Below are 21,216 nucleotides of genomic sequence, written 5' to 3'. Positions count from 1 at the left end.
CCCGTACGGCAGGGCCCGGGGCGAGCGGACTCAGCTCTGGGTCAGTGCCCAGATGCCCACCGCGAAACAGATCAGCGCCACCACCAGCACCGGGACCGCCACCTTCGGGGACGGTCCCGGACGTCGCTGCGGGGCGCGTGCCGCAGCGGCCACCGGGCCCTGCGGGGACGCCCCCGCGCCGGGCGCGGCGGCGGGAGCCTGCGGCTGCCCGACGGTGTACGCGCGGGTGAGGGCCGGTTCGTGCTGCACGGCGGCCGTGGGCGCCTGCGAGAGATCCGGTGCGGGAGCGGGAGCGGGGACGGGAGCGGCGTAGGGGGAGGCCACGTGCGGCGTGGTCGGCTGAGCCTGCTGAGGCGGCGGCGTGGGCTGCTGCGGGGGCGGCGGGAGGTGGAAGCTGCCCGTCTCCGACATCGGGACCGGCGGCTGGGCGTACGGCTGCTGTAGGGGCTGCTGGGCCGACGTCTCGCCCGGCGGCTGGGCTTCCTGGACGCTCTGGGGGTTCAGCGGGTTCTGCGGGTTCTGCGGGTTCTGAACGGGGGCCGTGATCGGTCCGCTGGGGCCGAAACCTGCTGGCAGCGGCCCGAGTTGGTCGAAGACCTCCACCGGCTCGTCCTCGACCGCGGGCTCCGGCAGCATCTCGACGGCGGCCGTCAGCGCCTTGCGCGCACCCGTGGCCGTACGGAACCGGGCCTGCGGATCCGGCTGCAGCAGCCCCGCGAGAACCTGCCACAACGGCTCGGGGATCCCCTCCGGGGCGGACGGCGTGCCGTGCGAGGCGAAGTGCTCGACGAGCGCCTGTGCGTCGGGCTTCCTGCCCTGGAGCAGATACAGCGCGACCAGACCGACCGCGAACAGGTCCGCGGGGAAGTCGGGTTCCGCGCCCATCATTTGCTCGGGAGCGAAGTAACCGGGCGTTCCCACCACGTAGTTGGTCTCGGTGAGACGCGGCTCTCCCTTGCGCATGGAGATCCCGAAGTCGGAGAGCCGCAGATGCGGTCGTCCGGTTCCGGTCGCTTCCATCAGGATGTTGGCCGGTTTGATGTCCCGGTGCACGACGCCCTCCGCGTGCACCGTGGACAGTCCGGACAACAGCTGGTCGAGGAGCGTGCAGACGAAACGGGGCGGCAACGGCCCGTAGTCACCGATGACATGGGCCAGCGAACCGCCGCTCACCAGATCCATGGTGAACAGGACCTTGTCGTCGTCCGCGGCCCAACTGGCGGGCGCGAGCACATGTGGATGCTCGATCCGCAGCGCCTGCTCGCGGACGAAGCGCAGCAGCGTGTGTGCGTCGCTCTGCTGGAGGACCTTGGCCGCCACATAGCGGCGGCGCCGGTGGTCCCAGGCCCGCCAGACGGCGCCGACCCCACCACGTCCGATCGGATCGATCAGTTCGTACCGACCGGCGAAGACCTCACCCATTGCGCTGCGCCCGCTCCCAGTTCCTGTTTCGGCCACGGTCGGCCTTCGGAGGTAGTGCCCGGCCGATCCGGCCGATCCGTCCAGTGCCCCGACAGGCAACGTTCGCCCCGTCGCAGCGCGCGGCGCGTGCTCTCGCCGCACCGCCCGAAAGCCCGAGCACATCCAGTACGAGGACTTCCGGCCGGCACGCCGAGAGCACGCGCCGCGCAACGCTCCTTGACGGGCAAACGCTGCCTGCCGCGGTACTAGCTCTGGTGTCCCTCGTAGTGCGCCACCGCGTCCGCGGTGCGCCCCGCGCCGTACACCTTGAGGAACTCTGCCAGTTCCGGGTGGGTCGGGGCGAGGGAGTCGGCGGCATCGATGATGTCACCGGCGGCCGAGACCGACCGCAGCAGCGACTGGATCTCGCGGACCACGCGCCGGACGGTGGGGGCGCCGCCGGTGGTCGAGGTCTGGCCGGTGCCGGTGAGGACGGATCCGCCCTGGGACTTCTTGATCTCTTCCATGCGGTCGGTGGCCTCGCCCGCGCTGACGCTGCCGTCCGCGACCTGCCCGGCCAGCTCCTGGAGCGCCTGCACACGCTGGACGACCGCAGGGTTGCCGATCTTCGCCCGCTGGCCGCTCATCAGCTGGGAGAGCATGGGGGCGGACAGCCCGAGGACAGCGGCGAGCCGGGCCTGGTTCAGACCGAGATCATCGATCAGCCGGCGGAAGAGCGCCCCGAGAGGCTCTCCGTACCAACTGCGCTGAAGCTCCCTGGCCCTTGCCGTTGCCTCTTGCTGCGCTGCATCCATGGCGTCTCCCCTTCGCTGCGGCTTCGCTGCTGCGAACCTCGTCGAGCATCTTACGGAGAGTGGTCGCCGACCGGGAGACCCCATCTTTTTTGCAGGATTCCGGGGAGTACCCGGTACTCTGGTCTGCGGCGGTGGCCAAGACGCTGAAGCGTCCGGGGCTGTCCGTTTTTCGGGGCCTTAGCTCAGTTGGTAGAGCGCTGCCTTTGCAAGGCAGATGTCAGGAGTTCGAATCTCCTAGGCTCCACTCGGTAAATGCCCTCTGACCTGCGGAAACGCGGTTTCAGGGGCATTTTTTTGTGCTCATTGGCGGGTGCCGACGTGCCCGCTGCAGGCGGCGGAGTCCTTGCTTCCCAAGGAGTTTGCAGGCGGGCCTCTCTCCTGTGGATCTCCTGGAACCTCGCGGGCCAGGACGGCCGTCCTGGTGGTGCCGCCACAGACCTTCGGATGCCGTGTGAGCCGGCGCAGCGGTGCTTCCGATGGTTTCTCCAAGGGGAGCGAACGGCGTCGTACTGCCGGCCATGTTCAGGCTTGGACTCCTACCATTTCCAGGACCACGAGAGGGCGGGCGGTCTCAGCCGCGTCCCCGGGGCGGCCAGTTCTCCCGCAGCCACGCCAGGTCGGTCTCGGCGCGGTCGCGGGACGCCTGCTCGCGGGTGAAGACCGCGTCCGTCTTGGTCAGGACCAGGGTGTAGGGGCGTCCCTGACGCCGGGTGGTGTGGGACACGGGCAGGCCGGCCAGGTCGATACGGCTGTGGACGTGCCGGCGCCTGGCCTGGGCGAGCGGCCACTCCATGAGCCGGCGGGTGCGGGAGACGAGGAAGGCGTCGAGGTCGGGGCAGAGGTCGCAGCCTGATCCGCAGGCCCCGGCCGGGGGGAGCGACCAGTCGTCCGCCGCGCGCACGGGGCGGGTGACAGCCGTGGTGAGCAAGCCCTCGCAGTGGTCGGCGAGCGCTTGGAAAGCTTCGGTTGCGGGTGCGCCGTCGCCTGCGGTCGTCGGCCGACGGGCCGCAGTGCGCAGGGCGGGGAGCAGACACTCCAGGACGGTGTCCGGCAGGCCGCGCAGCGCGGTGACGACCGTATCGGCGGTCCTGGGGTCGCATGCCCGCAGGATGTGGGCCAAGGGAGCGCCGAGCCGCTCCATGCCCGCGCGGCGCTCCGTCTCCCGGCCCACGTCGAGCCAGCGGGCCAACTGTTGCCCGGCCGCCTGCCAGGCGCCCTCGGTCAGTGGTGCCGCCACCGCGTCCCCGTCACCGTCGGCGGTCCGCAGCGCGGCGCAGAGGCCGGGCAGCGACGCGAGCCACGCCGCGCGGTCGGCCCCGGTGTACGCGCCGACCGTCCCGAACCAGCCGCTGATGACCTTGCGTGCCCACGTCCGTCCGTAGCGTGCGGCCGCTTCCGCGAGATCGGGGGCATGCCGCTCACTCAGGGTCTCCACCCCGAAAGGCGCAAGGAGCATCGCGGCGATGTCCGCGTCACGCAGTCCCACCGCGACATGCAGGGCGGCGGTGAAGAGGGGCGCGGCCGCCTCTCCCGGCCCTTGGTGCTCCCAGAAGGGGGCGAGCGACCGGGCGAGGGCGCGCGCCCGGTCGAGTTCGCCTGCGTCGAGGTGGCCCTGGAGTTCGTGCAGGGCTCCCTCCGAGCCGGCCTCGGCGCGGGCCGCGAACGATCGTTGCCGGGGCCACAGCACCACTGCGGCCCGCCGGTACCAGCGGTCCAGGGTATTGCCGTAGTTGCCCATGTAGCCCTCGTACTCGGACTGGTAGGGCGTGAGGTCCTTGGTATCCGTGGTGGCGCAGACCTCGGCGTACGGGACGGGCAGGGAGATCTCCTCGCCGCCGGTGCCGTCCGGGCGGGTCCACCAGCCGAGGGTGATCTCGTCGTCGATCAGGTCGCCCAGTTCGTAGTCGGAGAAGTCACCGCTGCGGCGGCGTTCGGCCCCGGGCTCCCCGTCGGGGTCGAGGAGGCACTCCCCCTCGCATTCCTCGTCCTCGCAGTCGTCGAAGTGTTCGACTTCCCCGTAGTAGTCGTAGCGGTCGTAGGGCGGGACGGCGTCCCAGGTCTCCTTCACCTCGGCCAGGGCCAGCACCGCTTCACAGTCGGCTTGCCCGGCGGCCTGGCGGAGCCGGGATGCGCGGGTGGCGTCGGCGCCCTTGAGACGGTCCCAGTCCAGGCCGCGCTGGGTGTACTCGTGGTCGAGGAGGTAGACGAGCCGGTTGGGAGGCGTGGTCTCCGGGCGGTCGTAGGGGTAGCGCTGCTCGGCCGGGGCGGTGAAGTGCTCGGTCAGGCAGTGGGCCAGATCGGCGACGGGGCCGCCGGAGTTCCCGCCGGCCGGCCCGACGCGCTCGGCGAGCAGGTTCATGGTGAGGGTGACGCGGTACCCGGAGGTGACGGGCTTCACCTCGTGACGGCAGTCCGCGTAGAAGGCGACGAACGTGAGCTGCTCCCGGGATGCCCGGTGGATGACGCTGCGGCCCGCGTGTTCGACGACGAGTTCGCCGCCGCTGTGGTGGGAGGGCAGCGAGACGACCAGGGTGCCCACCATGGAGTCGTCCTTCTCGGAGTCCTGGTGCGGGAGGAAGAACTGGCCCTTGCCGTAGACGAGGAGCGCGTGCGGTTCGGCCCGCAGGGCAGTGGTGGGCGGCAGACCGAGGGCGTGACGGGCGCCGTCGAGGACTCCGCTCAGGGTGCGGTCCCAGTCGGGGCCGCCGAGCGCGATCCGGTCCGGGGTGATCTCCCAGGTGTCGCGCACGCTGGTGTCGGACAGCGTCTGCTCACCGCGGCCGAAACGGGCCTGCCTGGCTTGCGCGATCAGCTTCCTGGTGACGGGAGCGCGCAGCGGCAGAGGCAGTTCTCCGACACCGTCGACCGCGATACGCAGCGTACGGGCGGACACCTCGACGCGGGTAGTGAAGTCCCCTCTTCGCTCCGCGTCTTCCAGCAGCTCCGCCAAGCGCTTCCGTGCTCCGTGTCCCATGGTCCTTCGTTCCCCTGATAGACAGCGTGCCATTCCGCCCGTCCCGCGAACCCTAGTGCTGCGGGAAGTCCCTTTTCCCGGATGGCGGAAGAGCCTTGACATTCGCCTTCTGCGTCGGTAGGCCGAGACCATCCGGAGCCGCGAGCAGATCCTGGCCGCCGTCGGTCCGGCAGAGTAACCCTCGCGCCATCGATGTCACCGGACCGGAGCGCCACCACTTCCGGTGGTGCGAGAAGGACATCGACATCGTCGGCCGGGGCCACCAGATCCACGCCGTCGCGGCAGCCGGTGTGCAGGCCGTCGTTCCCGGACGCAGGGGGTGATTTGCGCAAGCACTCGATGGATAGGGGCATGCATACCCTGGCTTCATAGGTGATGACGTGAGATCTGTGGCGCATGGGTTCGTGACTGCGACGACTTACTCGGCCGTGCTGACACGTCAGCCACGGGGCACGGATCTACCAGGATCGAGCGGGACGCGGGAGGACATAAGCGGGGGTGTTTGTCCGGGTTCTGCGGCGTATTCGCAGGTCGGGAGGGTGACGATTTCGGGTTCGAATCTCCTGGGCTCCACATACCAAACCCCCTCCGACCAGTACGAACACGGTCGGAGGGGGTTTCGCGTGCTGCCGTTGTCCTGATCAGCGCCGGTCGTCCGGTCCGGTGCCGTCCCTGCCCTCCGGGCCGTTCGGCCCGTCGGCCTCCGAGTCGTCCCGCTTGGCCCGGGCGTCGGGGTCGAGCGGGGTCGGGCCGCTGCCGTCGACCGAGGTCAGCGGGGCACGGTCGGAGACCTCCGTGGCCGCGGGCGGTTCGACCAGCCAGTCGGGGTTGGCCTGCTTGTCCCACCACCGCCAGACGGCGTAGGCGCAGCCCGCCACGAGGCCGGCCACGACGAGCCCCTTGAACAGCCGCCCCGCTTTCGCCCGCCGCTCGTGTTTTCTGGCCAGCTGCCGGATCTCCTCCGCCGTGACCTGGCTGCGCAGCGCGGCCAGCGCGGCGGCACTGCGGGCCGTGGCCTCCTCGGCCACGGGCTGGGCGACGGCCATCGCGTGCTCGACCCGTGGCACCGTGAAGTCCGCGGCGCTGCGGGCCGCCCGGCGGGTGTGAAGAGCGGCGCGCCGGCCGACCTCGTCGACCTTGGGCGGCACATGGGTGAGGGCCAGTTCGATACGTGGCGCCAGATGCGCGTCGTACTGGACGCGGGCTTGCCGGGCCGCCTTGGACACCTTCGGCGCGAGCCGTGTGCGGGCCTCGTGCGCGAGATGTGCGGCCTGGTCCTTGGCCGTGTCGGCGTAGGGCGCCACCACTTCCGCGGCGTGCTGCACGCTGTCCTTCGCCGAGTCGGTTGCGGCGCGCACGCTGTCGATGCGGGTCACGGGATCCTCCTCCTTGGTGGCGGGTAGACACTCCGCCTCTCCACCCATTTCGAGATCATGCCCGCCGGAGCCCTGTCTGGCATGTGGGACGGGCATCCGGGTTATTCAGGTCATGCACGACATCTAAGGGCGATGTGGTGCAAGGGGAGCTTGCCGACGACAATGCCACGGTTCGCTCCAGCCCGCGCCGCTTCGTCACGCACTTGGCCGCATTTGTTCCTGCGGGGAGCGGCGCGGAAGCGGCGGCTGCGGGCGAGGCGCTGAACGGGGCAGGAAGGTGAGCGCCACGCGTTCGACGGCGGCGGCCGAACGGCCGGGACGCGATGTCCGTGCGAGGATCGTCGGACGTCACTGAAGACTTACGGAAGGCAGATCGTGGCTGAGCAGCTTTACGCCACCTTGAAGACCAACCAGGGCGACATCGAGATCCGGCTCCTGCCGAACCACGCGCCCAAGACGGTCAAGAACTTCGTGGAGCTCGCCAAGGGCGAGCGTGAGTGGACGCACCCCGAGACCGGTGAGAAGTCGACGGACAAGCTGTACGACGGCACCGTCTTCCACCGCGTCATCAGCGGCTTCATGATCCAGGGCGGCGACCCGCTGGGCAACGGAACCGGTGGCCCGGGGTACGAGTTCGCGGACGAGTTCCACCCCGACCTCAGCTTCAACAAGCCGTACCTGCTGGCCATGGCCAACGCGGGTCCGGGCACCAACGGCTCGCAGTTCTTCGTGACGGTTTCGCCGACTGCCTGGCTGACCGGCAAGCACACCATCTTCGGTGAGGTCTCCAACGAGGCCAGCAAGAAGGTCGTGGACGCCATTGCCGCCACCCCGACCAACGCCCGCACCGACCGTCCGGTGCAGGACGTCGTGATCGAGTCGGTCGTCGTCGAGACCCGTTGATCACCTGAGGTCACCGGGCGGTCACACAGTGATTGCCCGTTCGGGAACCAACCGCCCTGCCCGTCCGTACTGATACATGGCGGACGAGCAGGGCGGCGTTGTGCGTGCAGGTGCCTGCCACGACGAGGACCGAAGGGACCGGGAAGCGATGGGACCGATGGACCGGCAGCCGCCGGGCGGCACGGATCAGCCGGCCGCCGCGGACGGCTCGCTCAGCTGCTACCGCCACCCCGGTCGCGAGGCGAACATCCGCTGCACCCGCTGCGAGCGCCCGATCTGTCCCGAGTGCATGGTCAATGCCTCGGTCGGCTTCCAGTGCCCGGACTGCGTACGCCAGGGATCGGGTACGGGGCACGGCCCGGCCGCCAATGTGCCGCGCACCGTCGCGGGCGGCAGTATCACCGCCGATCCCCGCCTGGTCACCAAGATCCTGCTCGGCATCAACGTCGCCGTGTACCTCGCGGTGCTGGCGAGAGGCACCGAGCTGGTCGACGAGCTGATGCTGCTCGGCCGCGCCACGACCCACTACGGCGGTCCGCTCGAAGGTGTCGCGGAGGGCCAGTGGTACCGGCTGGTGACGTCGATGTTCCTGCACCAGGAGGTGTGGCACATCGCGTTCAACATGCTGGGGCTGTGGTGGCTCGGCGGGCCGCTGGAAGCGGTGCTCGGCCGTGCCCGCTTCCTCACGCTCTACATGATCTCCGGCCTGGCCGGGAGCGCCCTCACCTACTGGCTCTCCGCGCCCGTGCAGGGCTCGCTCGGGGCCTCCGGGGCGATCTTCGGACTGCTGGGCGCCACCGCCGTGCTCATGCGCCGGCTCAACTACGACATGCGCCCGGTCTTCGCGCTGCTCGCGGTGAACCTGGTCATCACCTTCAACCCCTGGGGCGGAATCGCCTGGCAGGCCCATGTCGGCGGCCTGATCGCGGGCACGCTGATCGCGATCGGCATGGTCCACGCCCCCCGCGAGCGGCGCGCACTGGTGCAGTACGGCACCTGCGCCCTGGTTCTGGCGGCCGTGATCCTCGTGGTCGTCGCCAGAACGGCCGCGCTGACCTGAGTGGGCATCGCCCCCTGGCTGGTGCCGCGGCACTAGTTGTCCACAGCGAGTGCCGGATCTTGTGCATTCTGTGGGAACAACTGTGCCCCTTGTCGCTGAGCTGGGTTTTTCCAGTCGGGACAAGGGGCGTGCCATCCCTCGATGAGGGAGACTGCAGTCACATCGGCGTCAACTGCCAGGGAGTTATCCACAGATCGTCTGACCTTTTCCCCTGCCTGTGGATAACGCTGTGGGTAACTCGGGGCAAGGCTTGCCGGACGGGGTCCCGCTGTGCACCTACGAGCGCCGCGGTACTACTTCCACTGCGTGGAGACACCGAAGCCGCCGGCGATGAAGCCGAAGCCGACGACGATGTTCCAGTTCCCCAGGTCTGTGATGGGCAGGTCGCCGTCGGTCACATAGAAGACGACGATCCAGGCCAGGCCGATCAGGAAGAGCGCCAGCATCACCGGCGCCACCCAGCTGTGGCTGGTCAGCTTTATGTTGGTCGCCTGCTTCGCCGGAGGGGGCGTGAAGTCGGCCTTCTTGCGGATACGTGACTTCGGCACGAGGAACTCTCCTGTCGATGCGCTGCGTGACCGCGCAGGGAACTGTGGCTGGCGCCGGGGCGGGCTCGAAGGGGAATCCTGCCTCCCCCGGCCGTCAGTTAGCGTAGTGCTTCCCTGGCGTCGAAGGAGATAAGGGTACGTTGAGCAATTCTGCCGACTCCCCCCAAGGGCCCGTCCGGCGCACCTTCCGGCACCCGGCCCGTGTGCTCACCGCTGCCGTCTTCGCGCTTGCCGGGCTGATCTTCGTCACCAGCGCCAACACGGCCAAGGGCACCAACATCCGCACCGACTCCTCGCTGCTGAAGCTCTCCGATCTCATCCAGCAGCGCAGCAACAAGAACGCCCAGCTGGACGAGACCACCGCGGCCGTGCGCAAGGACATCGACGCCCTCGTCCGGCAGGACGACGGCAGTACCGAGGCGGAGGACGCCCGGCTCAAGGAGCTGGAGCGGGCCAGCGGCACCACGAAGCTCACCGGCCGATCGGTGAGCGTCACCCTCAACGATGCTCCGCCCAACGCCACAGCCAACCCCGGCTACCCCGACCCGCAACCCAATGACCTGGTCATTCACCAGCAGGACCTGCAGGCGGTCGTCAATGCCCTCTGGCAGGGCGGTGCCCGGGGCATCCAGGTCATGGACCAGCGGCTGATCTCCACCAGCGCGGTGCGCTGTGTCGGCAACACCCTGATCCTCCAGGGCCGGGTCTACTCCCCGCCGTACAAGATCACCGCGGTCGGTGACCCGGGCAAGCTCAAGCAGGCGCTCAACAACTCCCCGGCGATCAGCAACTACCTGCTGTACGTGAAGGCGTACGGGCTCGGCTGGAAAGTCGACGAGCACGAGGCGGTGACTCTTCCCGGCTACTCGGGCACAGTGGACCTCCACTATGCGGAGCCGGTGAAGTAGCGAGCGGCTGTGGGGAGGCCGGCCAGGTGTCGGTACGACTGATCGTCAGGACGTTCAGTGAACTCTGCATCACCATCGGTGCCCTGATCGTACTCTTTGTGGTGTACGTCCTGTTCTGGACCGGTGTGAAGGCGGCCGACGCCACCGAGGGGCAGATCGATTCCCTGCGCAGCCGGTGGGCGCAGGGAGCGGTGTCCGCTCCGGGCCCACAGGACTCCCCGACGGCGAATCCATCGGAGCCGCCGAAGTCATCGGGGTCGTCGAAAGAGCCTCCCGCCCCCGCCGCGTACCGGGACGGAAAGCCGTTCGCGATGCTGTACATACCCCGCTTCGGCAAGGGATGGGAGTGGCCCATCCTGGAGAACACCGAGGTCAGGACCTTGCAGAAGGGTCTCGGTCACTACACGGGGACCGCCCGTCTCGGTGAGACCGGTAATTTCGCGGTGGCCGGACACCGCCGTACCTACGGGGATCCGTTCAAGGACTTCCCGAAGCTGCGTCCGGGAGACGCGGTGGTGCTGACGGACGGGACGACGTGGTTCACGTATCGCATAGACAAGAAGCCCTACCGGACGGTGCCGAGCGACATCGGGGTCATCGACCCCGTACCCCGCAAGTCCGGCTTCGACGGGCCGGGCCGCTATCTGACGCTGACCACCTGCGAGCCCGAATGGGGCAGCAGTCACCGGCTGATCGCCTGGGCGCACCTCGACGCCACTCGGCCTGTGACCGAAGGCAAGCCGGCAGCTTTCCACAGCTGACCCACGCTCCTGCCCCGGCCCCTTAGTCTGGTTCCGTACCGAATGGAGGGGACAGCATGTACGGCTGGATCTGGCGGCATCTGCCGGGCAACGCATGGGTGCGTGCGCTCATCTCGCTCGTGCTGGTGCTGGCCGTCGTCTACGCGCTTTTCCAGTACGTCTTCCCTTGGGCGGAACCGCTGCTTCCGTTCGGCGATGTGACGGTCGACGGCTCGACCGGAACGGAGGCCGGTCGGTGAGTGCCCGCATTCTCGTCGTGGACAACTACGACAGCTTTGTCTTCAACCTCGTCCAGTACCTCTACCAGCTCGGCGCCGAATGCGAAGTGCTGCGCAATGACGAGGTGACCACGGCACACGCCCAGGACGGCTTCGACGGCGTCCTGCTGTCGCCCGGTCCCGGCACCCCGGAGCAGGCGGGCGTCTGCGTCGAGATGGTGCGCCACTGCGCGGCGACGGGCGTCCCGGTCTTCGGGGTCTGCCTCGGGATGCAGTCGATGGCGGTGGCGTACGGCGGCGTGGTGGACCGAGCCCCGGAGCTGCTGCACGGCAAGACCTCGCCGGTGACCCATGAGGGAGCGGGAGTCTTCGCCGGTCTGCCGTCCCCGTTCACCGCGACCCGCTACCACTCGCTCGCCGCCGAACCGGACACCGTCCCGGCGGAGCTGGAGGTGACGGCGCGGACCGCCGACGGCATCATCATGGGGCTGCGCCACCGCGAACTGCCGGTGGAGGGCGTGCAGTTCCACCCGGAGTCGGTGCTGACCGAGCACGGACACCTGATGCTGGCCAACTGGCTGGCACAGTGCGGTGACACAGGGGCCGTCGCGAGGTCGGCGGGGCTCGCGCCGGTGGTGGGCAAGGCCGTCGCGTGACCGCACTCCGCCCCGAACACGACGCCGGACAGGACGGCCCGTACGAGCAAGGAGCGTACGAGGCCGCAGGCGCGTTCGAGGCGGCGGTCGACCGATTGGCGGACCCGTTGAACGATCCGCTGCCGGGGCAGCACGCCTCGCCGTGGTTCAGGGCGGACAACATCACGGCCGAGGCACAGACAGAGCCTCCGGCGCAGGTTCAGGCGGCCCAGGGCGTGCAGAGTCCTGAGGGGGCTCCGCGGGAGTGGTACGACCCCGAGGGGTTCGAACGGGACTGGTACGGGCAGCAGGCGCCCGCTCCGGCTCCTGTACCGCCCCCTGTCCCGACACCCGCTCCGCCCCCTGTCCCGACACCCGCTCCGGCCCCTGTCCCGGCCGCCGCTCCGGAGCCCCGGGTGCAGCCCGCGCCTCTTCCCTTCCCGCTCGACGACGAGACGATCGGCCTGCGGACCGGCCTTGGCCCGGGCCTCGAACCGGACCTTGAGCCGGGTCCGGATCGGGATCGGGCGGGCGCGGATCGGGCGGGCGCTGAGAGCTTCGGGGAGTCCGGACCGGACTCCGACTCCGAAGGCGCCGATCCGGAGCCGCGTACCGGCGGCCGCGCCGAACGCCGCCGCGCCGCCAAGGGGCGGGGCCGCCGCCGTGCCGAACAGCAGCCGGAATCCGCGGCTCCGGCCGCCCCGCAGGCCGACAAGCCGATGTCGCGCGTCGAGGCACGGCGTGCGGCGCGAGCGGCCAAGGACAGCCCGGCCGTGGTGGCCAGCCGGGTCACCGGAGAGCTGTTCATCACGCTCGGTGTGCTGATGCTGCTGTTCGTCACGTATCAGCTGTGGTGGACGAATGTGCGCGCCGACCAGTACGCCGGCAAGGAGACGCACAAGATCCAGGACGACTGGGCGAAGGGCGACCGCAATCCCGGTGTGTTCGAAGCGGGGCAGGGGTTCGCCATCATCCATATCCCCAAGCTGGACGTGGTCGCTCCGATCGCCGAGGGCATCAGCAAGGAGAAGGTCCTCGACCGGGGCATGATCGGTCACTACGGCGAGGGCGCGCTCAGCACCGCGATGCCGTCGGCCAAACAGGGCAATTTCGCCCTGGCCGGTCACCGAAACACACACGGCGAGCCGTTCCGCTACATCAACCAGCTGAATCCCGGCGACCTGATCGTGGTCGAGACGCAGGACACGTACTACACGTACGAGACGTCGAACACCCTGCCTCAGACGTCGCCGTCCAACGTCTCGGTCATCGACCCTGTTCCGCAGGGTTCCGGTTTCACCGGGCCGGGCCGGTACATCACTCTGACGACCTGTACGCCGGAATTCACGAGTACGTACCGTTTGATCGTCTGGGGCAAGATGGTCGACGAACGACCGCGCAGCAAGGGGAAGCCCGACGCGCTCGTGGGCTGAATCATCATCACGACAGGGACGGGTGCGGTGACAGCGAGGACCGAGCACGAAGAGCGAACCGGAGAGTCCGTGCCCCCGCCCCGGAGCCGGGGCCGCCATCCCGTCGCGACCGTGGTCAGCGTCTTCGGCGAACTGCTGATCACCGCGGGGCTGGTGCTGGGACTCTTCGTCGCTTACTCCCTCTGGTGGACGAACGTGCTCGCCGACCGTGAGGCCACCAAGCAGAGCGACACCATTCGCGACCGCTGGGCGGGCGGGCCGGGCGCGCTGGACACCAAGGACGGCATCGGCTTCCTGCACGTCCCGTCCATGAAGAACGGCGAGGTGCTGGTCAAGAAGGGCACCGAAACCGAGACCCTCAACAACGGCATCGCGGGCTACTACACGGACCCGGTGAAGTCTGCCCTCCCGTGGGACAAGAAGGGCAACTTCACCCTGGCCGCCCACCGCGACGGGCACGGCGCCAAGTTCCACAACATCGACAAGGTGAAGACCGGGGACGCGGTCGTCTTCGAGACCAAGGACACCTGGTACGTCTACAAGGTCTTCAAGGAGCTTCCCGAGACGTCGAAGTACAACATCGACGTTCTCCAGGCGGTACCGAAGGGATCGGGCGCGAAGAAGCCCAGCCGCTACATCACGCTGACGACCTGCACGCCGGTCTACACGTCGAAGTACCGCTACATCGTGTGGGGCGAGCTGGTACGCACGGAGAAGGTGGACAAGGACCGCACGAAGCCGGCGGAACTGCGCTAAGGCGTCCATGGCGGCCACGACTCCGGTGAAGGGGTGCTGTTCCTGCGGCCGCCGGAGGCGCCGCACGTGGACGTCGTGCCGGACGGGCCGCCGCTCGATCTGCTGGACGTTCTCGCGGAGGCCGATGAGTTCCCGTTGCTGTCCATCGGATGCATGTGTGTATGCGACGGATTTCTCGTGGCGGGCACACAAAGGGCCCCGGTCGCCGTGTGGCGGCCTGGGCCCTTTGGGAGTCGGACGGGCTCGGGGTCAGTCCCGGCGTGAGCCGGACGGGCCGCCGAAGAAGTTGCCGTCTCCGCCGCCGCCCGGCACGGTGTGGACGTTGACCGCGCTGTTCTTGTCGACCTGCTGGCCGGCGATGGGCTGGAAGGCGAGGACCTTTGCCTTGTCGTCATTCGGCCCCTGCACCTGGCCGAGCTGCAGACCTGCCCCGGCAAGCAGTGCCTTCGCCTCAGCGAGTGTCTTGCCCTGCAGATCGGGAACCGTGGTCTGTTCCGGCTGCTGCGGGCCCTTCGAGACCGTCAGCACGATCTGGGCGGTCAGCGGCTGCATCGAGTCGGGCTCTGGCGTCTGGCTGATCACCTGGTTCGCCGGCTTCTCCGAGTCGACGTCGGTCCTGGAGACGTTCGTGAAACCCAGGCTGTTGAGCTGGGCCACGGCGGCGTCGTAGTCCCGGTCGGCGACGTTCGGCACCTTCCGGGTGGCCTGCTTGGCGACCGTGATCGTGACTTCGGAGTTCTTCTCGGCCTTCGAGTTGCCCGCGGGGTCCTGCTTGATGACCGTGCCCGCGGTCTTTTCGGACTCGACCGAGGTGACATTCACCGTGAAGCCCTTGGCTTCGAGGTCCTTGCGGGCGGTCGCCTCGGTCTTCTCCACGACGTCCGGGACTTCGACCTTCGGGGCGCCGGTGGAGACGACGACCGTGACGGTGTCCTTCTTCTCCATCTCCTCGTCGGAGGTCGGCGTCTGGCTGCAGATCTTGCCCTTGGGCTGCTCCTCGCACGGTTCGCGCGAGCCGATCTTCAGTACGACGTCGGCACTCTCCGCGAGCTTCTGTGCTTCCTTCACGGTCGAGCCGACCAGGTTCGGCACATCGATCCGGTTGCTGTCGTTGTTGCCGCTGAAGACCGACTTGCCGATCAGGATCGCGCCGATCAGCACCAGGACGCCTGCGACGATCAGCAGGATGGTCGAGGTGTTGCTCTTCTTCTGGCGGCGGCGGTCCGGGCGGTCGTCGTAGCCGTAGCCGCCGTCGTCCGGGTTGACCGGGGGCAGCATGGACGTGGGCGCGCCGTTCTGGTCGGCGGCGCGCAGTGCGGTGGTCGGCTGGTCGTTGCCGTATCCGTCGTAGCCGCCGTAACCGGCCGCTCCCATCGCCGCGGTGGCGGCGACCGGCTGGCCGTCGAGGCAGGCCTCGATGTCGGCGCGCATCTCGTCGGCCGACTGGTAGCGGTAGTCGGGGTCCTTGACCAGGGCCTTCAACACGATCGCGTCCATTTCGGGCGTGATCTCGGGGTCGAAGTTGCTGGGCTTCTGCGGCTCTTCCCGTACGTGCTGGTAGGCGACCGCGACCGGTGAGTCCCCGATGAAGGGCGGCCGGACCGTCAGCAGCTCGTAGAGCAGGCAGCCGGTCGAGTAGAGGTCGGAACGCGCGTCGACCTGCTCGCCCTTGGCCTGCTCCGGGGAGAGGTACTGGGCGGTGCCGATGACGGCGGCGGTCTGTGTCATCGTCATTCCGGAGTCGCCCATGGCGCGGGCGATGCCGAAGTCCATGACCTTGACCTGACCGGTGCGCGTCAGCATGACGTTCGCCGGTTTGATGTCGCGGTGGACGATGCCGGCGCGGTGCGAGTACTCCAGCGCCTGGAGGATGCCGACGGTCATCTCAAGGGTCCGCTCGGGCAGCAACTTGCGGCCGGAGTGCAGGAGCTCCCTGAGCGTCGACCCGTCGACGTACTCCATCACGATGTACGGGATGGAGACCCCGTCGACGTAGTCCTCGCCGGTGTCGTAGACGGCGACGATCGCCGGGTGGTTGAGCGAGGCGGCGGACTGGGCCTCACGGCGGAACCGGGCCTGGAAGGACGGGTCGCGGGCCAGATCGGCCCGGAGCGTCTTCACGGCTACGGTGCGGCCGAGCCGGGTGTCGTGTGCGAGGTAGACCTCGGCCATGCCACCACGGCCGAGCACCGAGCCCAGCTCGTACCGGCCGCCGAGGCGACGCGGCTCTTCCATAACTGTTCCAGCCCTCTCCGTCAGTCCCGACCGCACCGGTGTGTGGTCCGGCGGTGTGCTGCTCGCGCATACGCTACCGGCCGAGCACTACCTGTTCGGCCCGGAGTCCGGACCTGATACCTGACCGGTATCCCGATGTGCAGGTATGGCACCCGATGTGACGGGCATCACTTCTTGCTGTCGATGACCGCCTTCATGACGTCCCGTGCGATCGGGGCGGCCAGGCCGCCACCGGAGATGTCGTCGCGGTTGGCCTGGCCGTCCTCGACGACCACGGCGACGGCGACCGGGGAGCCGCTGTCGGTCTTGGCGTAGGAGATGAACCAGGCGTACGGCTTCTCACTGTTGTTCAGACCGTGCTGGGCCGTACCCGTCTTGCCGCCGACAGTGACGCCGTCGATGAGGGCCTTGGTTCCCGTGCCGTTCTTGACGACGGTCTCCATCATCTGCTGGAGCTTCTGCGCGTTCTCACCCGAGAGCGGCTGGCTGAACTGCTCCTTCTCGTGGGTGTAGATCACGTCGAGGTTGGGGGCCTGGCGCTCGGCGACCATGTACGGCTGCATCAGCTTGCCGTCGTTGGCCACGGCCGCGGCGACCATCGCCATCTGGAGCGGGGTGGCGCGGTTGGACGCCTGGCCGATGCCGGCCATGGCGTTCTGCGGCCGGTTGTCCTTGGGGTAGACGCTGGCGTCGGCGCGTACCGGGGTGAAGATCTCCTCGTTGAAGCCGAACTTGTTGGCCTCGTCGATCATCTTCTGGTTGCCGAGATCGTCACTGATCTTGCCGAAGACGGTGTTGCAGGACCATCGCAGAGCTTCCCGGAGCGAGGCGTTCTCGCACGGGATGTTGCCCTCGTTGTCGAGGTTGCCGGTGGTCAGCGGGAGCCGCCAGGGCAGCGGGGAGTCCGTCTTCTCGTCGATGTCCTCGTACAGCCCGTCCTCCAGGGCCGCGGCGGCGGTGACGACCTTGAAGGTGGAGCCGGGCGGATAGGTCTCGCGCAATGCCCGGTTGAGCATCGGCTTGTCCTTGTCCTTCAGGAGCTGCTGCCGGGCATCCGCATCCTTGAGAGAATTGCCCGCGAAGACCGAGGGGTCGTACGAGGGAGTGCTGACCAGGGCCAGGATGGCGCCGGTCTGCGGGTCGAGCGCGGCGACGGCGCCCTTCTTGTTGTCGAGTCCCTTGAAGGCGGCCTCCTGAGCGGCGCCGTTGAGGGTGGTGACGATGTTGCCGCCGGTCTTCTTCTCGCCGGTGAAGAGGGAGAGCGTACGGTCGAAGAACAGCTGGTCGCTGTTGCCGGTGAGGATCCCGTCTTCGATGCTCTCCAGCTGCGAGGCGTCGAACGCCTGCGAGGAGTAGCCGGTGACGGGGGCCCACATGGGGCCGTCCTTCCAGACCCGCTTGTACTTGAAGTCGCTGCCCTTGGTCTCGACGGACCCGGTGACGGGGTTTCCGTCGACGATGATGTTGCCGCGCTCGTGTGCGTACCGCTCGATCTGGACGCGGCGGTTGTGCTCGTTCGCGTTCAGCTCGTCGGCGCGGACGTACTGGAGCCAGTTGACACGGACCAGGAGAGCGAAGACGAGCAGCCCGCAGAAGATCGCAATCCTGCGGAGGGGCTTGTTCACGGTCGGACCACCTGGGTCATCTCGGCGTCGGGTGACGGGGCCGGGGCCGGCGCGGGGCGGCGTGCGGTGTCGCTGATCCGGAGCAGGATGCCGATCAGGGCCCAGTTGGCGATCACCGACGACCCGCCTGCCGCGAGGAACGGCATGGTCATACCGGTCAGCGGAATGAGACCCATGACACCGCCGGCGACGACGAAGACCTGAATGGCGAAGGAGCCGGAGAGCCCGATCGCGAGGAGCTTGCCGAAGGGGTCGCGGGCGGCGAGGGCGGTGCGGACACCGCGCTCGACGATCAGACCGTAGATGAGGAGGACGGCCATCATTCCGGCGAGCCCCAGCTCCTCGCCGACGGTGGCGAGGATGAAGTCGGAGTTCGCGGCGAAGCCGATCAGGTCGGAGTTGCCCTGGCCGAGCCCGGTGCCGAGGGTGCCGCCGGAGCCGAAGGCCATCAGGGACTTGGCCATCTGCTCGCTGGCCGGCAGCTCGCCCCATCCGGCGAACGGGTCGAGCCAGGCGGTGACACGCTGCTGTACGTGGGGTTCGAAGGTGGCCACACCGACGGCGCCGACCGCGGACATCAGCAGACCGAAGACGATCCAGCTGGTGCGCTCGGTGGCCACGTACAGCATCACGACGAACATGCCGAAGAACAGCAGGGACGAGCCCAGGTCGGTCTCGAAGACCAGGATCAGGATCGAGAAGGCCCAGACCATGAGGATGGGGCCGAGGTCACGGCCGCGGGGGAGATAGAGGCCCATGAAACGGCGGCTGGCCAGGGCCAGCGCGTCCCGTTTGACCATGAGATAGCCGGCGAAGAACACCGCGATGATGATCTTTGCGAACTCCCCTGGCTGGATCGTGCCGATGCCGGGGATCTTGATCCAGATCTTGGCGCCGTTCACCGCGGGGAAGAACATCGGAAGGATCAGCAGGAACAGCGCCACCACCATGGAGATGTAGGTGTAGCGCTGCAGGATGCGGTGGTCCTTGAGAACCAGCAGAACGATGACCAGCAGCGCGATGCCCACTGCCGAGAACAGCAGCTGCTTGGAGGCGGCGGGCGCGAAGTTCGGGGTCGCCTGGAACCGTTCGGACTGGTCCAGACGCCAGATGATGGCCAGTCCCAGCCCGTTGAGCAGCGTCGCCAGCGGCAGCAGCAGCGGGTCCGCGTACGGGGCGAATCTGCGGACGGCCAGGTGGCTGATGCCGCCGAGCAGGGCGAGTCCGAGCCCGTATCCGAGCATGCCGGAGGGCAGTTTGCCGTGGAGGGCGAGTCCGACATTGGCGTAGGCGAACACCGAGATGGCGACGGCGAAGATCACCATCATCAGTTCGGTGTTGCGGCGGCTCGGTGCGTCGATCGCGCCGATCGTGGTCGTGTTGGTGACAACGCTCATGGTGCTGAAGGCTCCCTACGGCTTTACTGCTTACCGCACTGCGGGACCAGCTTTTTCTCTTCCTCCGAGAGGCTGGGACCAGGAGTGGGAGTCGCTGCGGTCGGCTTGGTCTTGGCGGCGTTGGTCTTGGTGGCGTCCGTGTCCGTACCGCCGACTTGGCTCTCGTCCGGGCGCGCGTTGTTCTCGGCCGCGCGTCGCTGGGCGTCCTTCTTGCAGGCGGATGCCTGGAGAGCGAGTTCGCCGATCTTCTCCTGGGCGGCGGCCAGATCGCCCTCGGCGATGGTCGCCTTGACCTGCTTGCGCTGGTAGGGCGGGAGGTACTTGAGTTCGATCTCGGGGTGGTCCTTCTCGACCTTCGAGAGCGAGACCCAGGCCAGATCCTGGCTGATGCCGCGGAACAGCGCGACGTGGTCGTTCTTCGCGCCTACGTAGAACTGGTTCTGCGTCCAGCGGTAGCCGCCGTAGAGACTGCCGCCGATGACGGCGAGCGCCAGCACGGAGTAGAAGGACCGCTTCAGCCACTTGCGGCCGCCGCGCGGCTTGACGAAGTCGTCGTCGGTGTACGCGTCGAAGGAGCCGTCGGGCATTCCGCCGTAGCCGACGCCGTCACCGCTTCCGGGCGGACCGAAGCCCCCTGCGGGCGGCGGTACGGGGCGGCCGAGGCCGGCTGCCCGTCCGGCGGGGGTCTGCATGGCCGCCGTGCTCTCGGCGGCGGACATCTGCGCGGCCTGGTTCTCGGCGACCGCGCCGACGATGACCGGGGTGTCGTTGAACTGCGCGGCCAGGGTGTCGTTGCTGTCGACGTCGAGGACATCGGCGACGATGCAGGTGATGTTGTCGGGGCCGCCGCCGCGCAGGGCGAGCTGGATCAGCTCCTGGATGGTCTCCTGCGGGCCCTGGTAGCTGGCGAGCGTCTCTTCCATCGTCTGATGCGAGACGACGCCGGACAGCCCGTCGGAGCAGATCAGATAGCGGTCGCCGACCCGGACCTCACGGATGGAGAGATCGGGTTCGACATGGTCGCCGCTGCCCAGTGCACGCATCAGCAGGGCGCGCTGCGGGTGGGTGGTGGCCTCTTCCTCGGTGATCCGGCCCTCGTCGACCAGCCGCTGCACCCAGGTGTGGTCCTGGGTGATCTGGGTGAGTACGCCGTCGCGCAGCAGGTACGCGCGGGAGTCGCCGACGTGGACGAGGCCGAGGCGCTGGCCGGTCCAGAGCAGGGCGGTGAGCGTGGTGCCCATGCCCTCCAGCTGGGGGTCCTCCTCGACCATCATGCGCAGTTGGTCGTTGGCCCGCTGGACCGCCGTACCGAGCGAGGTGAGGATGTCCGAGCCCGGGACGTCGTCGTCGAGCTGGACGAGCGTGGAGATGACCTCGGAGCTGGCGACCTCGCCGGCTGCCTGGCCGCCCATGCCGTCGGCGATGGCGAGAAGGCGCGGTCCGGCGTAGCCGGAGTCCTCGTTGCCCTCCCGGATCATGCCCTTGTGCGATCCGGCGGCGAAGCGCAGGGAAAGACTCATGCGCACCTCTCCCGTCGGCTCGGGGTACAGCCGGTCTCGAGCCACACTGCCCACCCTCCGGTCGGGAGCCGGGCGGGGTCCGATGCCCGGACCGCCGCGGCTCGCTCGCTCCGCTCGCTCATTGTCGTACTACTTCCGCAGCTCGATGACGGTCTTGCCGATCCGGATCGGCGCGCCCAGCGGAACTGGTGTCGGGGTGGTGAGTCGGGTCCGGTCGAGATACGTGCCGTTGGTGGACCCGAGATCCTCGACGATCCACTGGCCGTCACGGTCGGGGTAGATCCTGGCATGCCTGCTGGACGCGTAGTCGTCGTCCAGCACGATCGTTGAATCGTGCGCCCGGCCCAGCGTGATGGTCTGCCCCTGGAGCGCCACCGTGGTGCCGGTGAGGCTGCCCTCGGAGACGACCAGCTTTGTGGGTGCCCCCCGGCGCTGGCGGCCCGACTGCTGGCGTTGCTGCGGTGGTGCCGCGGCATTCTGGCGGGCCTGTGACGGTCGCGCGTCGTTGGCAGTGCGGCGTGAGCCGCGCTGCGTGACGCGCGTTCCGAACAGGTCGCTGCGGATGACCTGAACGGCCACGATCACGAACAGCCACAGAACAGCCAGGAAACCTAGCCGCATGACCGTCAGGGTCAGCTCTGACATTGCCCC

18 protein-coding genes and 1 tRNA gene are annotated in these 21,216 nt (G+C 68.6%); 9 read left to right on the top strand and 10 right to left on the bottom strand.

The features are described from left to right. Positions 1-30: 30 nt before the first annotated feature. The gene (locus ACWCQ6_RS02430; protein WP_451084906.1) at positions 31-1,422 is read right to left on the bottom strand and encodes a serine/threonine protein kinase; all 1,392 of its coding nucleotides are present in this window, start codon (positions 1,420-1,422) and stop codon (positions 31-33) included. 245 nt (positions 1,423-1,667) lie between these two features. Then, on the bottom strand, positions 1,668-2,216 hold the full coding sequence (locus ACWCQ6_RS02425) for a helix-turn-helix domain-containing protein (RefSeq protein ID WP_451084905.1): 549 nt from the start codon (positions 2,214-2,216) through the stop codon (positions 1,668-1,670). Between the two features lie 171 nt (positions 2,217-2,387). Here ACWCQ6_RS02425 and ACWCQ6_RS02420 point away from each other — a divergent pair. Continuing rightward, positions 2,388-2,460 (top strand) — tRNA-Ala (locus ACWCQ6_RS02420). A 327-nt stretch (positions 2,461-2,787) separates the two neighbouring features. Here the strand turns inward: ACWCQ6_RS02420 and ACWCQ6_RS02415 are convergent. Together ACWCQ6_RS02415 and ACWCQ6_RS02410 are read right to left on the bottom strand one after the other, a co-directional pair. Further along, complete coding sequence (locus tag ACWCQ6_RS02415) at positions 2,788-5,166, bottom strand: 2OG-Fe(II) oxygenase (protein ID WP_451084904.1); 2,379 nt, start codon at positions 5,164-5,166, stop codon at positions 2,788-2,790. Between the two features lie 665 nt (positions 5,167-5,831). Beyond that, complete coding sequence (locus ACWCQ6_RS02410) at positions 5,832-6,566, bottom strand: DUF5324 family protein (protein ID WP_451084903.1); 735 nt, start codon at positions 6,564-6,566, stop codon at positions 5,832-5,834. Positions 6,567-6,941: 375 nt separating this feature from the next. Here ACWCQ6_RS02410 and ACWCQ6_RS02405 point away from each other — a divergent pair, with 375 nt between their 5' ends. Together ACWCQ6_RS02405 and ACWCQ6_RS02400 are read left to right on the top strand one after the other, a co-directional pair. Next, complete coding sequence (locus tag ACWCQ6_RS02405; protein WP_451084902.1) at positions 6,942-7,469, top strand: peptidylprolyl isomerase; 528 nt, start codon at positions 6,942-6,944, stop codon at positions 7,467-7,469. Between the two features lie 157 nt (positions 7,470-7,626). Next, on the top strand, positions 7,627-8,529 hold the full coding sequence (locus tag ACWCQ6_RS02400; RefSeq protein WP_451084948.1) for a rhomboid family intramembrane serine protease: 903 nt from the start codon (positions 7,627-7,629) through the stop codon (positions 8,527-8,529). Between the two features lie 293 nt (positions 8,530-8,822). Here ACWCQ6_RS02400 and crgA read toward each other — a convergent pair whose 3' ends face one another. Next, positions 8,823-9,077: a cell division protein CrgA gene (gene crgA, locus ACWCQ6_RS02395; RefSeq protein ID WP_451084901.1), complete on the bottom strand. Its 255-nt coding sequence runs from the start codon at positions 9,075-9,077 to the stop codon at positions 8,823-8,825. A gap of 140 nt (positions 9,078-9,217) precedes the next feature. On the opposite strand from crgA, the gene ACWCQ6_RS02390 reads away from it, so the two are divergent. The 6 genes from ACWCQ6_RS02390 to ACWCQ6_RS02365 are packed head-to-tail and all read left to right on the top strand — an operon-like array spanning position 9,218 to position 13,788. Further along, the gene (locus ACWCQ6_RS02390) at positions 9,218-9,985 is read left to right on the top strand and encodes a DUF881 domain-containing protein (RefSeq protein WP_451084900.1); all 768 of its coding nucleotides are present in this window, start codon (positions 9,218-9,220) and stop codon (positions 9,983-9,985) included. A gap of 26 nt (positions 9,986-10,011) precedes the next feature. Beyond that, entirely contained in the window at positions 10,012-10,746 is a 735-nt protein-coding gene (locus tag ACWCQ6_RS02385; RefSeq protein WP_451084899.1) for a class E sortase, read from the top strand. A gap of 56 nt (positions 10,747-10,802) precedes the next feature. Continuing rightward, a complete protein-coding gene (locus tag ACWCQ6_RS02380; RefSeq protein WP_451084898.1) occupies positions 10,803-10,985 on the top strand; it encodes a hypothetical protein in 183 nt (60 codons plus the stop codon). After that, positions 10,982-11,620 (top strand): aminodeoxychorismate/anthranilate synthase component II, encoded by a 639-nt coding sequence (locus ACWCQ6_RS02375; protein ID WP_189543053.1) that lies wholly within the window; start codon positions 10,982-10,984, stop codon positions 11,618-11,620. Before ACWCQ6_RS02380 ends, ACWCQ6_RS02375 begins: the two co-directional genes overlap by 4 nt. Further along, positions 11,617-13,032, top strand: coding sequence for a class E sortase (locus tag ACWCQ6_RS02370; protein ID WP_451084897.1), 1,416 nt, complete (start codon positions 11,617-11,619; stop codon positions 13,030-13,032). Before ACWCQ6_RS02375 ends, ACWCQ6_RS02370 begins: the two co-directional genes overlap by 4 nt. 27 nt (positions 13,033-13,059) lie before the next feature. Continuing rightward, positions 13,060-13,788, top strand: a complete 729-nt coding sequence (locus ACWCQ6_RS02365) for a class E sortase (RefSeq protein WP_451084896.1) — start codon at positions 13,060-13,062, stop codon at positions 13,786-13,788. A 249-nt stretch (positions 13,789-14,037) separates the two neighbouring features. On the opposite strand, the gene pknB is transcribed toward ACWCQ6_RS02365, so the two are convergent. The 5 genes from pknB to ACWCQ6_RS02340 all read right to left on the bottom strand — a co-directional run bounded on the left by pknB (position 14,038) and on the right by ACWCQ6_RS02340 (position 21,210). Then, a complete protein-coding gene (gene pknB / locus ACWCQ6_RS02360) occupies positions 14,038-16,023 on the bottom strand; it encodes a Stk1 family PASTA domain-containing Ser/Thr kinase (protein WP_451084895.1) in 1,986 nt (661 codons plus the stop codon). A 167-nt stretch (positions 16,024-16,190) separates the two neighbouring features. After that, a complete protein-coding gene (locus ACWCQ6_RS02355) occupies positions 16,191-17,648 on the bottom strand; it encodes a penicillin-binding transpeptidase domain-containing protein (RefSeq protein ID WP_451084894.1) in 1,458 nt (485 codons plus the stop codon). Next, on the bottom strand, positions 17,645-19,045 hold the full coding sequence (locus tag ACWCQ6_RS02350) for an FtsW/RodA/SpoVE family cell cycle protein (RefSeq protein ID WP_451084893.1): 1,401 nt from the start codon (positions 19,043-19,045) through the stop codon (positions 17,645-17,647). Before ACWCQ6_RS02350 ends, ACWCQ6_RS02355 begins: the two co-directional genes overlap by 4 nt. Before the next feature lie 23 nt (positions 19,046-19,068). Then, positions 19,069-20,565, bottom strand: a complete 1,497-nt coding sequence (locus tag ACWCQ6_RS02345) for a Stp1/IreP family PP2C-type Ser/Thr phosphatase (protein WP_451084892.1) — start codon at positions 20,563-20,565, stop codon at positions 19,069-19,071. A gap of 129 nt (positions 20,566-20,694) precedes the next feature. After that, positions 20,695-21,210, bottom strand: coding sequence for an FHA domain-containing protein FhaB/FipA (locus ACWCQ6_RS02340; protein ID WP_451084891.1), 516 nt, complete (start codon positions 21,208-21,210; stop codon positions 20,695-20,697). Positions 21,211-21,216 lie beyond the last annotated feature (6 nt).

This window comes from Streptomyces sp. NPDC001880 (assembly GCF_053594575.1).
Note: the sequence above shows the minus strand (reverse complement) of the source record. Positions and strands in the feature narration are given on the sequence as shown.